Consider the following 14,435-nt stretch of genomic DNA (forward strand, 5'->3'; position numbering starts at 1 on the left):
TCAGGCCGACTCAAGAGAAGCGTCATAGAAAAGATGCCGGTTAGCCTCATACTCCAAAGCCCCAACAATCGCCTCTTCCTCCTGCTCCTCAGAAGCACACTGCCCCCGCTGCTCCGGCCGAATACCCAACCGGCGGAACAACGCCATATCCGCATCCGCCTCCGGATTTGACGTCGTCAGCAGCTTCTCGCCATAGAAAATCGAATTCGCACCGGCCAAAAAACACAACGCCTGCATCTGCTCATTCATCGTCTCCCGACCCGCAGACAAACGCACATGGGAAGCTGGCATCATGATACGAGCCACCGCGAGAACACGAATAAACTCAAACGGATCCAGATCCTCCACATCTTCCATGGGCGTCCCCTTCACCTTAACCAGCATATTCACCGGCACACTCTCAGGATGCTGAGGAAGATTCGCCAACTGCACCAACATACCGACCCGGTCGTCTTGATCCTCACCCATACCCATAATGCCGCCACAGCACACCTTCATGCCTGCGTTACGCACGTTTGCCAGCGTATCCAGCCGATCTTGGTAAGTGCGCGTCGTAATAATATGGCTGTAATACTTCTCAGAGGTATCGAGATTGTGGTTGTAGTAATCCAGCCCAGCCTCGGCTAATTCTTCCGCCTGCTCCGGCTTCAGCATGCCCAGTGTCATACATGTTTCTAGGCCTAGAGACTTCACCTCCCGAACCATATCCAGAACATAAGGCATATCCTTAACGGTCGGGCTACGCCACGCGGCACCCATACAGAAGCGCGACGCGCCTTTCTCCCGCGCAACGCGAGCTTCAGCAACCACCTTCTCAAGCTCTAGCAGCTTTTCTTTTTCCAATCCCGTGTTGTAATGACCGCTCTGTGGGCAATACTTGCAATCCTCCGGGCAGGCGCCGGTTTTAATAGAAAGCAAAGTGCTAACCTGCACCTCATTGGGATCGAAATACTGTCGATGCACGGACTGAGCCCGAAACATCAGATCATTAAAAGGCATCTCAAAAAGCGCCCGCGCTTCCTGAAGCGTCCAATCGTGGCGTAATGCGGTGGCAGTCATACAGAAGTCCTGTTAACCTTTTTCGGTCTCTGGGTTTACGGATGGATCAAATGATAAAGGGACTTAACTGGCTGTCAACCTTAAATTCATCTATGGTTAACAGAGGGAAAACCAAAGGCCGCTGTGTTGCCTGCCTTTCCACCAATACCATCAACGGGTTATGCCACTTTTGCCGGGCCGACCTTCCGGTTAACCGGTGGCACTGCCGCTGCTGCGCTTTACCGATGGCGTACTCCGGGAACATCCACCTCTGTGGTGACTGCTTGGCATCACCACCTCCCTTCGACCGCACGTTCATACCTTGGCGCTACCAATACCCAGTCGACAACATGATCAGCCGGTATAAATACAGTAGGCAGCTTAAATTCGCTCGGCCGTTGGTTGCTGACCTTGCGAGTCACCTTGAGCTTGTATTTCAAGAACAAAACCATGAAAAACCGCTGTTGTTAATCCCCTCTCCCATGCACCCCGCTCGCCGACGTGTGCGTGGCTTCAATCAAGCTAGGGATATTGCTGAAAAATTAGGGAGTGTGCTGGATATCCCAGTTGACGCTGGGATTGTTCGTCGCGTACGAAAAGTTAAAGCCCAGCGGGGACTGAGTCGAGAGGCCAGACTGGCAAACCTGCGCGATGTGTTTGAAGTGCGCTCAGAAGTCCCGGAACGGGTTGCTATCGTCGACGATGTCGTTACAACCGGCGCAACGGTGCGAGTTATAGCTTCTGCTTTGCGAAGCGCAGGCGCCCGGAATATTCAAGTCTGGGCGTTAGCTCGCACCCCAGGATAGCTTTCATGACGGGGCATTAGCGCAGCTTTTCCTTCACAAGCTCGGCAATTGCCAAACAGGATGTAAGCCCCGGCGACTCAATACCAAACAGGTTTACCAGCCCCGAAACGCCATGCTCATTTGGGCCGTCTATCCTAAAATCAAAAAATCCGCCCTCCGCATCTTTTAGCTTGGGGCGAATACCTGCATAAGCTGGATGGAGGCGCTCGGAATCAAGGTTAGGCCACCATTGCCGGATCCCCCGAACAAACGAGTGCACCCTCTCTGGGTCAACCCCATAATCCTCCTGTTCAATCCACTCCACATCAGGGCCGAAGCGCGCCTGACCCGCAAGATCAAGAGTAAGGTGAACACCCAGACCACCAGATTCGGGAACCGGATAAATCAGATTGTTGAAAGGGTGGCGACCGCTGTAGCTGAAATAAACGCCACGAGCGAACCATTGAGTTGGTTTTTGTGCATCGGGGAGCCCTTGCCAATTACGTGTGAGCGGCACCGCACCCAAGCCTGCAGCGTTCACAAGGTTTCGAACTTTTAGAGTGCATGGCATTACACCCGCCACCTGTAGAATGTGCGCGTCACTCCACGACTCTATATTCTCAACCGGAGATCGCAGTATCAGTGAGCCGCCCGCATCCTCCAGCCCGCCTAGAAGCGAGAGCATAAGGCCATGGGTGTCTACTATGCCGGTTTCAGACGACCACAAGCCTGCACTGACATTTAGTTCTGGCAACTGCCTAGCAACAACGCTCCCATCCGCCAAGTCCAAATTGACATCATTGGCTGCTGCCTGAACTTTAATGCGTTCAAGCATAGGATTTTGGGCTTCATCCGTGGCAACAATCCATTTCCCACATTTACGAAACCCGACGTTATGGTTCTCGCAGTAATCATAGAGTTGCCTGCGGCCTTCAACGCAAAGGTTGGCTTTCAGAGAGTTCTCTGGATAATAGATCCCAGCGTGGATCACCTCACTGTTACGAGATGAGATGCCCTCGCCGAATCGGTCGCCAGCCTCTAATACGATCACTTCCCTGCCCGCTCGGGCAAGCGCTCGAGCCACCGCAAGGCCAACGACTCCCGCCCCAATTACAAGGGTATCCACTTCCAGATATTCGTTTGTCACCGACTGAACCTGCTATCAGTTGCCTTACCAATACGTTAACCCAATCCCAGACGAGCCGGAACCCATGGAAACATCCTTCGCTCGCATTACGGGAACACCGCCAAGCAGGTATACTTGGGCCCAACATTTACCAGTCTGGCCTCGCTCTATGATGAACGTTTCAAGCCATCCATACGATGCCCTAACACCAGACGCTATTCTGGACGCCATGGAAAATGCCGGCTTCGCGGTTAGTGGTCGCCTGTTTGCCCTGAACAGCTATGAAAACCGAGTGTATCAAGTGGGGCTGGACGAAGGCGCTCCAGTGATCGTCAAGTTCTATCGGCCAGGCCGCTGGACAGAAAATCAGGTGCGGGAAGAGCACGATTTTACCCGGGAGCTACTTGCTGCGGACATTCCAGTTGTGGCGCCTTTGGTAATGCCTTCCGGCGACACCCTTGGTAAGCATGGCGACTTCATGTTTGCCGTATTCAACCAGCGCGGAGGACAAGCGCCGGATACCAGCGTTACCGACACCCTCTACAGGCTTGGACAATGGCTAGGGCAGATTCACAACATCGGCGCCCTAAAGCCGTTTCGTCATCGCGTCGCCCTATCGCCCATGGATGGCATTGAAGCAAGCAATAACCTTTTACTCGAAGGTGACTGGATTCCGAAGGATCTTCGACCAGCTTGGGACAGCCTGATTCCAGACCTACTGACCCACTGTCGCGCTCGCATTGAAGACGCAAGAGAGGTTGAAACTATACGTCTGCATGGAGACTGCCACGCCGGTAACATACTCTGCCGGGACGAGCAGATGCTGTTTGTGGATCTGGACGATTGCCGCTCTGGCCCCGCAATGCAGGATATGTGGCTGCTACTGAACGGCGATGACCACGAGCGCGGCGCGCAACTTGGCGAGTTACTGGAAGGCTATGAAACCTTCCGGGATTTCAACCGGCGCGAGCGTCACCTGATTGAACCACTGCGCTGCTACCGTCAGATCAGCCACTGCGCCTGGCTTGCAAAACGCTGGGATGATCCTGCATTTCCGCGCTTCTTCCCTTGGTTTGGCCAGCCCAGATTCTGGTCCGATCAGGTGCTTTCATTAAGAGAACAACTGGCAGCCCTTCAGGCGCCCTCAATTACCCTTCCCGGTCAGTATTGACCGTTCATTCACGTACAAAATGAGGTAGGCATGAGCCAGAACGAGGCCCGTTACACCATTCGCAGCCTGTTTGTGACCGCTCTGGTCGCTATCGTCGGTACCGTACTGGTGCTGGAGCTGAGCGGCAATATCAAGCATTCCGACAACAAGGACCATGTTCCGGTGGGAGACTTTAAGGCGATTCATATCACTCAGGGTGAAACCTTCCGTATGTCGCCAAAATCCTCCGAACTGCACGCTGTCTGCGAAAATGGCTACATGGCTATTGCGGCAGATATCGACCCATCGTTCCGCGGCATACTTGTAGATTACAAGAACCGTGGAGTGCGCTGTTACCGGCCATCGCCGACCGCCCCGTCTGCCATACCTGAACCAGACCAAACTTCGGAGCCAGTTCAGGAAGCCCGCGATGAGTAACTCTGACCGAACTATAGAACCTCTAACAGACCGTTTGTTTGCCACGGAGCGTCAACCGGAGGATTTCCGCTTTGACGCGGCGGTTGCCCGTGTATTCCCGGACATGATTCGCCGCTCGGTACCCGGCTACACCACTATCATTCCAATGATTGAAGTCATCACCGAGCAGTACGCCCAGGCAGGTTCCAACTGCTATGATTTAGGCTGCTCTCTTGGCGCATCAACATTGGCTATGCGCCACGGCATCCCGTTTGGCGATTGTTCTTTGGTTGGCATTGATAATTCCACTGCAATGATTGAGCGTTGCGAGCACTATATCGCGCTAGACGACAACCCCCTCCCCGTGACCCTACGCTGTGAAAACATTCAGCAAACCGAGCTGTCAGATGCCTCAGTGACAACTCTGAACTTTACCCTGCAGTTTGTTCCACCAGAGGAACGCGGCGATTTACTGCGCAGAATTGCCAAGGCAACAAGACCCGGCGGCGTACTGATTTTGTCCGAAAAAATCCGCTTTGAATCAGAGGGTGAACAGGCCACTCAGACCCGCCTCCACCATGAGTTCAAACGCGCAAATGGCTACTCAGATCTGGAAATCAGTCAGAAACGCAGTGCCATAGAGCAGGTCCTGATCCCGGAAACACTCAACGCTCACAAACAGCGCCTGAAAGACTCAGGATTCGACCGCGTTCTGGTGTGGTATCAGTGTTTTAACTTCGTATCCATGCTGGCCATCAAGGCCGACTAACCACCAATCGGAGAACGGGCAGACCATGGCGCATTTTGACTGGCGCAGCTGTTTCGAGCAGCTACTGACAGAGCTGAAAGACACGGGCCTGAATGACTGGGCTGAAACCATCAAGGCTCAACTTACCTTGCGTTTTGATGACAACCCTCACGGCGATTTGGGCCGCTGGCAATCAGCGCTCGATAGCCTTCCAGCTATTCCCGAGACAGTCTCTGAACTCAACGCTTCTGCAGTGGCCCTTAGCTCACCTAATGAATTGAAGCCCAGCCAGCAACAAGCACTTGAAGCTGGGCTCCGGGGTCTTATGCCTTGGCGCAAAGGGCCTTTCGATTTCTTTGGCACCCATATTGATACTGAATGGCGCTCAGATTGGAAGTGGAACAGGGTATCACCCTACCTCGCAGATCTTTCTGGCCGGCGTATTTTGGACGTAGGCTGCGGCTCCGGCTACCACTGCTGGCGCATGCTGGGAGAAGGCGCAGGGCGGGTGATCGGCATTGATCCCGGGCTACTGTTCATGTTCCAGTTTCTCAGTGTGAAACGCTTTGTGGGCGAAGCCCCCATCGACCTTCTGCCCATACGCATGGAAGATTTACCCGAAAGCCTTGAAGCCTTTGATACAACATTTTCAATGGGCGTTCTCTACCATCGCAGATCTCCTCTCGACCATCTTCTGGAACTCAAAGGGACACTGCGCCGGGGCGGTCAGCTGGTGCTGGAAACTCTGGTTGTGGATGGACCCGAAGGCTACAGCCTGATGCCGGAAGACCGGTATGGTCAGATGCGAAACGTATGGTTTTTGCCGAGTTGCGACACCCTATTGCGCTGGCTGGATCGTACGGGCTTTCGCAACGCTCGAGTTGTGGATGTCTGTGCAACCACTACTGAGGAGCAACGCAGTACAGACTGGATGCGTTTCAACTCGCTTCAGGACTTTCTAGATCCGGAAGACCCCAGCAAAACCATCGAAGGCTATCCCGGGCCCAAGCGCGCCACTATTGTTGCTGAGAAGCCCTGAGTGCGATACGCATGATCACCCTACGTATTTTCTCGGCACTCTTTTGGTGACCCCGGTAAATAAATGGTAAGCGATCGTATCGCAATAGGACGCCACTTCATTGGCAAGCAAGTTATCACCCCAGAACTCTACTTCACTATCTGGCCCTGCCTCTGGAATGTCAGTTAAATCTACTGTCAACATATCCATTGAGACTCGCCCAATCAGTCGGGTTCGCTTGCCATTTACGAGTACCGGCACACCGTCAATCGCCTGCCGAGGGTACCCATCGGCATAGCCCATTGCGACGGTTCCTATCCTAATCGAGCGTTCTGCGACGAATCGCCCCCCGTAACCCACACTATCGCCCGGAGCCACCCACTTTGTGGCAATAATGCGGCTTTTGAGAGTCATGGAGGGGCGCAGTGCCTCACTGTATTGATTCTCTTTAGCCAGCGGAGACGCCCCATAGAGCATAATGCCAGGCCGCTGCCAGTGTTTTCTGGCCACCTTATGGGCCAAAATTCCTGCCGAATTCGCTAGACTCAACTCAATCTCTGGCTTCAAAAGAGATGACGGTAACCGGGAGATCTGATTAGCAACCGTAATGCCTTGTGTTTCGTCGTTGTCAGCATTCGCCAGATGCGTCATAACAGTTACGGCGCTTACCTGACGCATACGGCTTAAATCCCCATAGGCTTTGGTTGCTTGCTCGGGACTGAAACCAAGTCGATGCATGCCTGTATCCACTTTCAACCAAACAGGTAACGGATGGGGAATAGAACTCCGCGCAAGAGCATCTAGCTGCGTTTGGGAGTGTATAGCCGTCCATAATCCTTCGCGTGAGATCACATCGAGCTCGTCCGCCTCAAAAAAACCCTCCAACAGCAGAATTGGGTGTCTCAGCCCAGCTGCGCGCAACGCTAACGCTTCTTCAATGCAAGCCACAGCGAAAACCTCGACATCGTCTGCAAGGTATCTAGCAACTTCTGCAGCACCATGGCCGTATGCGTCGGCCTTTACCACCGCAATGGTTTTGCCATTTGGTGCCAAAGAGCGTGCCAACTGAAAGTTGGCACGGATGCTATCCAATTTTATTTCAGCAACAGCGGGTCTGGACATAGTGTTCACTCGCGTCATTGGTGCCAGTTCAATGGCTTATTTCATGTATCGGTCAATCGATAAACCTTCATTATCGATCTCTGGCGCCTTGTTATTAATAATGTCAGAGATAAGACGGGCAGAGCCCAGAGACATGGTCCACCCGAGTGTTCCGTGCCCGGTGTTTGTATAGAGATTCGTTATCGGCGTGGAACCAATAACCGGGACGCTGTCGGGCGTCATGGGCCTCAAACCGCACCAGAATGTGGCTTTGCTGATATCACCAGCACCAGGAAAGAGGTCACCCACAACAAACTCGGTGGGCTTGCGCCGTTTTTCCTTAAGACTCAAGTCAAAGTCAGCAATCTCGGCTGTCCCCCCAACCCGGATACGATCTTCGAAACGGGTCACCGCCACCTTGAAGGCCTCATCCATAACAGTGGACTGAGGCGCCTTGGTTTCATCCAGCAGGGGCAAGGTCAACGAGTATCCTTTGATGGGATAAATCGGCAGTTTGAACCCGATCGGGTTCAGCAACATGGGGGAATAGCTGCCCAAGCAAACCACATAGGCATCAGCAGTAAGCTCGCCCTCGGAAGTATGGACCGACGTGATTTTTCCAGAGGAAACCGCAAGCGCTTTCACATCCGTATCAAACTTGAATTGAACCCCGATTTCGCGGCCATGCTCTGCCAAGTTAGTAGTAAACTTCTGGCAGTCGCCAGTGCCATCCTGTGCAAAGCGCAGGCCACCAACAAACTTCTCCGGAACATTGGCAAGTGCCGGCTCGTACCGGATGCAATCTGCATGGTTAATTACCTCATGAGGCACGCCACACTCCTTGAGGGAAGCGAGATCTGCGCCAATGGAGTCCATTTTCTCCTGGTCCCGGAAAAGCTCAATGGTTCCCTTGCTCCGGTGATCAAAATCAAACGGCAACTGCTGTGTGAATTCGTCAAAACAGGTTCGGCTGTACTCCGAAATTCTCAACATCCTGCGCTTATTGATGCGGTATGCCTCTTCGCCACATTGCCCTAGCATGCGGAGCATCCAACTCGCCGTTTTTACGTTAAAGGAGCTCGGACTGACCAAGATGGGTGCCATGTCCTGCATCATCCACTTCAACGCTTTAAATGGGATGCCTGGCGCGGCCCACGGATTGGTATATCCGTACGAGAGCATGCCTGCGTTTGCAAAACTGGTCTCATCTGCCACTGTGGCGCAGCGCTCGACTACGGTCACCTCATGCCCGGAATTGGCCAGATACCATGCGGTAGAAACGCCTGTCACGCCGCCTCCAAGAACAAGAATCTTCATAGTCTTTGAACTCCGAATAGAGATATGTGCGGATTAGATTGCCCAGCCCAAACGTTAGGTTAAATAGCAATTTACTAACGATCAGTTCAGTAAATATTGAACAATCGATGGGTGCATACAACTTGAGATAGGGCCTAAATTTTATTTTTTTAAAAGTTTGACCATTTGGGAAAACATGGTCTAGGATCAATTTACCGCTTGGTAAAACGACCAGATCGCGATACCAAAATCTAATAAGCGAGCGCACAACAATAATAGGAGGCGCCGTTATCATGCTCTGCCATAGGGATGCCTTGGCGCTGAAAGAGGCGCCACCTTCAGAATTCGAGGTCTTGGCTAATCGCGCAGCCAGTCTGCGTGATGCTCACTGGGGTAAAACCCTGACCTACTCCCGTAAAGTCTTTATCCCCCTAACCACCATGTGCCGTGATGATTGCGGCTACTGCACCTTTGTGCAAAAGCCCGGAACGCCGGGAGCCTATGTGTTAACGCCAGACGACGTTATGAAGGTCGTGCGTGAAGGCGAAAAAATGGGTTGCAAGGAAGTCTTGTTCAGCCTTGGTGAAAAACCCGAACTGCGATATCAAGAGGCGCGTGACGCACTGGCCCGGCTCGGCCATACCAGCATGATCGACTACCTCGCCGAGATGTGTGACCTCGTGTTCAAGGAAAGCACCCTGCTACCCCACGTGAACGCCGGCACCCTGTCTGAAGACGAAATTGTTCAACTAAAAAGCGTTAGCGTGAGCATGGGAATGATGCTCGAGAATATAAGCCGCCGTCTTTTACAGCGCGGCCAAGCTCACTTTGCCTGTCCAGACAAAGTGCCAGTGCAACGCCTTCGTACTCTGGAACGGGCAGGCCATCATGGTGTGCCATTCACTACAGGCATCCTGATTGGTATTGGCGAAACCTGGGAAGAGCGTATAGATAGCCTCAAAGCGATAAATGATGCACACCTACGCCACGGGCATATTCAGGAAGTGATCGTACAGAACTTTCGCGCCAAACCCGGCACCGCGATGGCCAATCACCCGGAACCCAGTCTGGATGACATGGTTCGCACACTGGTGCTGGCCCGATTGACCCTTGACCCCTCAATCAGTTTGCAAGCTCCCCCGAATCTGGAATCGCGCTTCGCTGCTTATATCAACGCCGGTATTAATGACTGGGGAGGCATCTCGCCATTAACCCTTGATCACATTAACCCGGAACGGGCCTGGCCCCAGATCGAAGCTCTGAAGAACGCCACTGTACGCTGCGGTTACGGCTTGGAAGAACGCTTGGCAATTTACCCTCGGTACCTGCAAGAACCCGAGCATTTTCTTACAGACTCAATCGCTTCTCGACTGACCGGCATAGCGCGAGCAGATGGGCTTGCGTTGCAGCAGTGCATCTAGCCCCGAAAAGGAGACGTCACATGAACAACACTAATAAAGTCTATTATTCCGGCTTCGGCATCCCCGAGGAGCTTTCGCACCCTGAGGTGAGCAACACCATAAGACAAGTGCTAAGAGATGTTCTGAACGGCCAGGAACTGAGCGAGCCTGATGCTATTGATTTGTTCCAGGTTGAGGGCGCTGAACTCGACGCCCTGACAGCGACTGCTGATGTGCTTCGCCGCCGCAGCGTGGGCGACGACGCAACCTTTGTGATTACCAGAAACATCAACTACACCAATGTGTGCTACATGGGTTGCAGGTTCTGCAATTTTGCCAAGCGCAAGAGTGATCCCGACGCCGAGTTTTTTGACCTGGACGAAATCACCCGCCGCGCCCAAGAAGCCTGGGATCGAGGTGCCACAGAAGTATGCATTCAAGGTGGACTACACCCGAACATTTCCGGTCATTTCTACCGGGACATTGTCAAGTCCATCAAACGCGTGCTCCCAGACATGCACATACACGCGTTCTCGCCTTTCGAGATCTGGTACGGCGCCCAAAAGAGTCGCATGTCTTACCGCGACTACATTCGTGATTTGGTAGATCACGGCTTGGGCTCCATGCCGGGCACGGCCGCAGAGATTCTGGACACGGAAGTTCGCAAGCAATTGACCCGAGACAAACTCACCACCGAGCAGTGGGTAGAAATAATTACAACGGCTCACGAAGAAGGCTTGCCCACTACGTCTACCATCATGTACGGCCATATTGACGGCCCCGAGCACTGGGCTGCTCATTTGGGCTTGCTACGCAAGATCCAGAAGCAAACCGGTGGTTTTACAGAGTTCGTCCCCCTGGGCTTTATCCATTACAAAACCCCCCTATTTCTTGAGGACAAGGGCGTTCGTCCTGGCCCAACTCGGCTTGAGAACATTCGCATGCACGCCGTGGCGAGGCTGATGCTCAATGGCTGGATCGATAATATCCAGGCATCTTGGGTGAAGATGGGCCCTGAACTGGCCGGGGAATTACTCGCTGCGGGTGTCAACGATATGGGCGGCACTCTGATGAATGAAAGTATCTCCCGGGCAGCCGGCGCCATGCATGGTCAGGAAATGTTGCCTGAAGATATGGCACGAATCATTCGCGACATGGGCCGACGCCCTGTTCGTCGCAACACTCTTTATGAGCACGTCGAAAACTACGATGACATGCATTACTTCCAACGTATTGCAGGGATTCAGGTATGACTATGCGTATCACTTTGTTGGCTGGAGGTGTGGGCGGCGCGAAGCTGGCTGAAGGATTGGCCGCGATCTGTCCACCGGAAAACCTCTCAATCATTGGCAACATCGCCGATGACGAGGAGTTTCATGGCCTTTGGGTCTCACCGGATATCGACACTCTCACCTACAGCCTGGCAGACATGATTGACCGAAAGCAGGGCTGGGGTCTGGCGGATGAGCGGCATCGTGTACTGGCTGGGTTGGAGCGACTTGGCTGCGACACCTGGATGTCATTGGGCGACCAAGACATGGCCACCCATATATTTCGCACCCAATTGCGCAATCAGGGGGTCCGTCCCAGCGCCATTGCTCAAACTATTGCGGAGTCATTAGGCGTGAAGGCCCACATACTTCTGCCCACGGATGATCCGTTGCAAACGCGCATCAAAACGGAACAAGGCTGGTTGAGCTTTCAGGAATACTTTGTACGCGAACGCTGCCAGCCAGACGTGCTCGACATCCGCTTCAAGGGCGCAGAGGAATCCTGGCCAACTCCGGAAGCGGTACAGGCTATTAAAAACGCCGACCTGCTACTGATTGCACCAAGCAACCCAATTGTCAGTATCGCGCCTATTTTGGCAATACCGGGTATCCGCCAGGCAGTGGCCGAGACCCGTGCCGCCAGAGTGGCTGTTTCACCGCTTATTGGTGGGCGCACCATCAAAGGGCCTGCTGACCGGATGCTGGTCGCCTCAGGGTTTGCCTGCAACAGCCTTGGTGTGGCGGATAGCTATGCCGGCCTGATCGACGGGCTGGTTATTGACGATGAAGACCAAGCCGAACGCGAAGAGCTGGAAGCGCGAGGTTTTCAGGTATTAACCACCTCTACATTGATGACCTGTGCCGAAGACAAAAACCGTTTGGCAAAAGACGTGTTGGCCTTTGCCAGCACCGTCGGGGTGGAGGAGGCTGCAACGTGTTAAAGAAACCTCTGATTGTAATCCCGGTTAAGGGCTTTAATAAGGCAAAAACCCGCCTCGGCGGCAGGTTTCCTCCCCTTCGCCGCGCGACTTTGGCCAGACGTCTTTGTGAGCGTACCCTGCGGTTTTTCCATCGATACCTACCGGAATACGATCTGCTGGTTGTTACCTCATCTTCGGTTATTGCCGATCTGGCCAAACGCCATGGCGCTCAGGTTTTGCAGGAAGCCGTAGCAGAAGGCTTGAGCGCTGCCGCGGAACGCGCCGCTAAATGGAGTCAGATGCATGGCTATGAGGCCCAGCTGTTAATTCCGGCAGATATTGCCCACCTTGATGAAACCGAAGTTCGCAGCTTACTGGCAATCTATAGCGGCTCGCCCGGGGTAGTGCTTTGCCCGGCTGACGATGGCGGTACCAATGCCCTGCTGACCTCACCTCCTGACGCTATTCCTTTTCGGTTCGGCAAGCGTTCCGCCTCCGCCCACAAAGAGGCCGCATCGCAACAGGGCATACCGTGCCAGACGATTGAACTAACTCACTTACGCTTTGATCTCGACACCCCTGAAGATCTGGATACGCTCGATTCTATTGTTCAACAACACGGCGGTGACACGCCTCGGGAGCTAAAGAGGTTATGGAAACTGTGCTCAGCCCTACACGTGACAACACCTCGTTCAGCATGGATGACAACACAATGACAGCACAGGGCAAAGTGAGTCTTCGTGCACTGGAAGGCATTCCAGATATTCACCCTGGCGACGATCTGGCAGGCATATTGATCGAAAACCTGAAGCGCCAAAACCGCCCTTTGAAAGACGGCGACATTTTGGTAATTGCTCACAAAGTGGTTTCTAAAGCCGAGGGCCAGATTGTTGAATTGGCGAATATTACCCCTGAGGCTGAAGCTCTGGAGCTCGCCGAGAAAATACACAAAGACCCCCGCAAGGTAGAAGTCATTCTGCGGGAATCCACCCGTGTTGTGCGGGCAATGAAACGACCCGATCAACAAGAGGGAACCTTGATTGCCGAACACCGCTTGGGCTTCATTTGCGCAAACGCCGCGGTAGACGAATCCAACGTTGGTCGCGAGGACACCGTGATCCTTCTACCAAAAGACCCAGACGCAAGTGCCCACCGGCTTTGTGCCCGGCTGCAGGACGCATTCGGTGTGCGGGTAGGTGTCGTGATTACCGACACCTTTGGCCGGCCTTGGCGGCTTGGGCTTGTAAACGTAGCTATAGGACTAGCGCAAGTACCTGCCCGCATCGACATGGTTGGCGAACGAGACGCTTTCGGTCGTGAGCTGTCTGTGACCATGCCCGCTCTGGCTGACGAATTAGCTGCAGCATCGGGCTTGGTGATGGGAAAAAGTGACAAAACGCCGGCAGTACTATTCAGCGGCGTTGAATGGCAAACCTGCGACAGTTCTGCAGGACAACTGATAAGACCCCAACAAGAGGATATGTTCCGATGAGTATTGCTATTCTTGGTGGCACTGGCCCTCAGGGCCGCGGCCTAGCATTAAGGTTCGCCCGCGCAGGCCGCCCTGTCGTAATTGGCTCACGCGAATCTGAGCGTGCTCAAACAACGGCCGGCGAACTCAACAGCATGTTGTCTGGTGCTGCACAGATCAGTGGTGATGATATCCGTGGCGCTGTTGCAGCGGCCGGTGAAATGGTGATTCTCGCCGTGCCCTATTCGGCCCATAACGCCACACTGGAATCGGTCCGTGATCTGCTTGAAGGCAAGATTCTGATCGATATTGTGGTGCCGTTAGCCGATGGCGATCCCAAAAAAGTGGATATGCCTGCTGCAGGTTCTGCTACAGAAGCGGCCCAAGCACTGCTTGGGGATGAAATCCCTGTAGTGGGCGCCCTGCACAACGTCTCAGCAACCACCCTTAACCACTTGGACCAACGCATTAACTGTGACGTGCTTGTGTGTGGCAATGATTTGGCAGCCAAAGAAAAGGTCATAGAGTTGATTCGGTTACTGGAAGTGGAAGCATACAACGCTGGCCCCGCTGTCAACGCGCGCTGTATCGAAGCCATCACGCCAATCCTGATTCGTCTCAACATCTCAAAGAAAGTTCCGTTTACCCATGCAGGTATACGCATTTGGGCGCCCAGCGCCTGATACAAGAAAAA

15 protein-coding genes are annotated in these 14,435 nt (G+C 53.6%); 11 read left to right on the forward strand and 4 right to left on the reverse strand.

The features are described from left to right. Complete coding sequence (bioB, locus tag KO508_RS12630; RefSeq protein ID WP_216008659.1) at nucleotides 1–1,059, reverse strand: biotin synthase BioB; 1,059 nt, start codon at nucleotides 1,057–1,059, stop codon at nucleotides 1–3. Nucleotides 1,060–1,322: 263 nt separating this feature from the next. Between bioB and KO508_RS12635 the strand changes: the two genes are divergently transcribed. Beyond that, nucleotides 1,323–1,844, forward strand: coding sequence for a ComF family protein (locus KO508_RS12635; protein ID WP_252738090.1), 522 nt, complete (start codon nucleotides 1,323–1,325; stop codon nucleotides 1,842–1,844). 16 nt (nucleotides 1,845–1,860) lie between these two features. On the opposite strand, the gene KO508_RS12640 is transcribed toward KO508_RS12635, so the two are convergent. After that, nucleotides 1,861–2,970, reverse strand: coding sequence for an NAD(P)/FAD-dependent oxidoreductase (locus tag KO508_RS12640; RefSeq protein ID WP_216008661.1), 1,110 nt, complete (start codon nucleotides 2,968–2,970; stop codon nucleotides 1,861–1,863). 148 nt (nucleotides 2,971–3,118) lie between these two features. Here KO508_RS12640 and KO508_RS12645 point away from each other — a divergent pair, with 148 nt between their 5' ends. From KO508_RS12645 to cmoB, 4 genes are read left to right on the forward strand one after another with little or no spacing between them, the layout of a single operon-like run. Beyond that, the gene (locus KO508_RS12645; protein WP_216008662.1) at nucleotides 3,119–4,120 is read left to right on the forward strand and encodes a serine/threonine protein kinase; all 1,002 of its coding nucleotides are present in this window, start codon (nucleotides 3,119–3,121) and stop codon (nucleotides 4,118–4,120) included. Between the two features lie 30 nt (nucleotides 4,121–4,150). Continuing rightward, nucleotides 4,151–4,537, forward strand: coding sequence for a kinase (locus tag KO508_RS12650; protein WP_216008663.1), 387 nt, complete (start codon nucleotides 4,151–4,153; stop codon nucleotides 4,535–4,537). Next, a complete protein-coding gene (gene cmoA / locus KO508_RS12655) occupies nucleotides 4,530–5,285 on the forward strand; it encodes a carboxy-S-adenosyl-L-methionine synthase CmoA (protein WP_216008664.1) in 756 nt (251 codons plus the stop codon). Before KO508_RS12650 ends, cmoA begins: the two co-directional genes overlap by 8 nt. A 25-nt stretch (nucleotides 5,286–5,310) precedes the next feature. Continuing rightward, a complete protein-coding gene (gene cmoB / locus KO508_RS12660) occupies nucleotides 5,311–6,303 on the forward strand; it encodes a tRNA 5-methoxyuridine(34)/uridine 5-oxyacetic acid(34) synthase CmoB (RefSeq protein WP_216008665.1) in 993 nt (330 codons plus the stop codon). 15 nt (nucleotides 6,304–6,318) lie between these two features. Here the strand turns inward: cmoB and alr are convergent, their stop codons facing one another. Both alr and KO508_RS12670 read right to left on the reverse strand, forming a co-directional pair. Continuing rightward, complete coding sequence (alr, locus tag KO508_RS12665) at nucleotides 6,319–7,404, reverse strand: alanine racemase (protein WP_216008666.1); 1,086 nt, start codon at nucleotides 7,402–7,404, stop codon at nucleotides 6,319–6,321. Nucleotides 7,405–7,440: 36 nt separating this feature from the next. Then, a complete protein-coding gene (locus tag KO508_RS12670; RefSeq protein WP_216008667.1) occupies nucleotides 7,441–8,700 on the reverse strand; it encodes a D-amino acid dehydrogenase in 1,260 nt (419 codons plus the stop codon). A gap of 272 nt (nucleotides 8,701–8,972) precedes the next feature. On the opposite strand from KO508_RS12670, the gene cofG reads away from it, so the two are divergent. From cofG to npdG, 6 genes are read left to right on the forward strand one after another with little or no spacing between them, the layout of a single operon-like run. Further along, complete coding sequence (gene cofG / locus KO508_RS12675; RefSeq protein WP_216008668.1) at nucleotides 8,973–10,100, forward strand: 7,8-didemethyl-8-hydroxy-5-deazariboflavin synthase CofG; 1,128 nt, start codon at nucleotides 8,973–8,975, stop codon at nucleotides 10,098–10,100. Nucleotides 10,101–10,120: 20 nt separating this feature from the next. Then, complete coding sequence (gene cofH, locus KO508_RS12680) at nucleotides 10,121–11,332, forward strand: 5-amino-6-(D-ribitylamino)uracil--L-tyrosine 4-hydroxyphenyl transferase CofH (RefSeq protein ID WP_216008669.1); 1,212 nt, start codon at nucleotides 10,121–10,123, stop codon at nucleotides 11,330–11,332. Further along, a complete protein-coding gene (gene cofD / locus KO508_RS12685) occupies nucleotides 11,329–12,291 on the forward strand; it encodes a 2-phospho-L-lactate transferase (RefSeq protein ID WP_252738091.1) in 963 nt (320 codons plus the stop codon). Before cofH ends, cofD begins: the two co-directional genes overlap by 4 nt. Beyond that, nucleotides 12,285–12,986, forward strand: a complete 702-nt coding sequence (gene cofC / locus KO508_RS12690; RefSeq protein ID WP_216008670.1) for a 2-phospho-L-lactate guanylyltransferase — start codon at nucleotides 12,285–12,287, stop codon at nucleotides 12,984–12,986. Before cofD ends, cofC begins: the two co-directional genes overlap by 7 nt. Beyond that, nucleotides 12,923–13,762 carry a coenzyme F420-0:L-glutamate ligase gene (gene cofE, locus KO508_RS12695; RefSeq protein ID WP_252738092.1) on the forward strand — a complete coding sequence of 280 codons (840 nt, stop codon included), beginning with the start codon at nucleotides 12,923–12,925 and terminating at the stop codon, nucleotides 13,760–13,762. The genes cofC and cofE overlap by 64 nt, the downstream gene beginning before the upstream one ends. After that, nucleotides 13,759–14,424 carry an NADPH-dependent F420 reductase gene (gene npdG, locus KO508_RS12700; RefSeq protein WP_216008671.1) on the forward strand — a complete coding sequence of 222 codons (666 nt, stop codon included), beginning with the start codon at nucleotides 13,759–13,761 and terminating at the stop codon, nucleotides 14,422–14,424. Before cofE ends, npdG begins: the two co-directional genes overlap by 4 nt. Nucleotides 14,425–14,435: the final 11 nt, after the last annotated feature.

The sequence above is a fragment of the Marinobacter salexigens genome (assembly GCF_018860765.1).
GTDB classification, from domain to species: domain Bacteria; phylum Pseudomonadota; class Gammaproteobacteria; order Pseudomonadales; family Oleiphilaceae; genus Marinobacter; species Marinobacter salexigens_A.

Excerpts from the sequence above, each read along its gene's own strand:
- cofD (WP_252738091.1), top strand. The coding sequence starts at position 11,329 with ATGACTATGCGTATCACTTTGTTGGCTGGAGGTGTGGGCGGCGCGAAG.
- cmoA (WP_216008664.1), top strand. The coding sequence starts at position 4,530 with ATGAGTAACTCTGACCGAACTATAGAACCTCTAACAGACCGTTTGTTT.
- KO508_RS12650 (WP_216008663.1), top strand. The coding sequence starts at position 4,151 with ATGAGCCAGAACGAGGCCCGTTACACCATTCGCAGCCTGTTTGTGACC.
- bioB (WP_216008659.1), bottom strand. The coding sequence starts at position 1,059 with ATGACTGCCACCGCATTACGCCACGATTGGACGCTTCAGGAAGCGCGG.
- alr (WP_216008666.1), bottom strand. The coding sequence starts at position 7,404 with ATGTCCAGACCCGCTGTTGCTGAAATAAAATTGGATAGCATCCGTGCC.
- KO508_RS12670 (WP_216008667.1), bottom strand. The coding sequence starts at position 8,700 with ATGAAGATTCTTGTTCTTGGAGGCGGCGTGACAGGCGTTTCTACCGCA.
- cofH (WP_216008669.1), top strand. The coding sequence starts at position 10,121 with ATGAACAACACTAATAAAGTCTATTATTCCGGCTTCGGCATCCCCGAG.
- npdG (WP_216008671.1), top strand. The coding sequence starts at position 13,759 with ATGAGTATTGCTATTCTTGGTGGCACTGGCCCTCAGGGCCGCGGCCTA.
- cofG (WP_216008668.1), top strand. The coding sequence starts at position 8,973 with ATGCTCTGCCATAGGGATGCCTTGGCGCTGAAAGAGGCGCCACCTTCA.
- KO508_RS12645 (WP_216008662.1), top strand. The coding sequence starts at position 3,119 with ATGATGAACGTTTCAAGCCATCCATACGATGCCCTAACACCAGACGCT.
- cofE (WP_252738092.1), top strand. The coding sequence starts at position 12,923 with ATGGAAACTGTGCTCAGCCCTACACGTGACAACACCTCGTTCAGCATG.
- cmoB (WP_216008665.1), top strand. The coding sequence starts at position 5,311 with ATGGCGCATTTTGACTGGCGCAGCTGTTTCGAGCAGCTACTGACAGAG.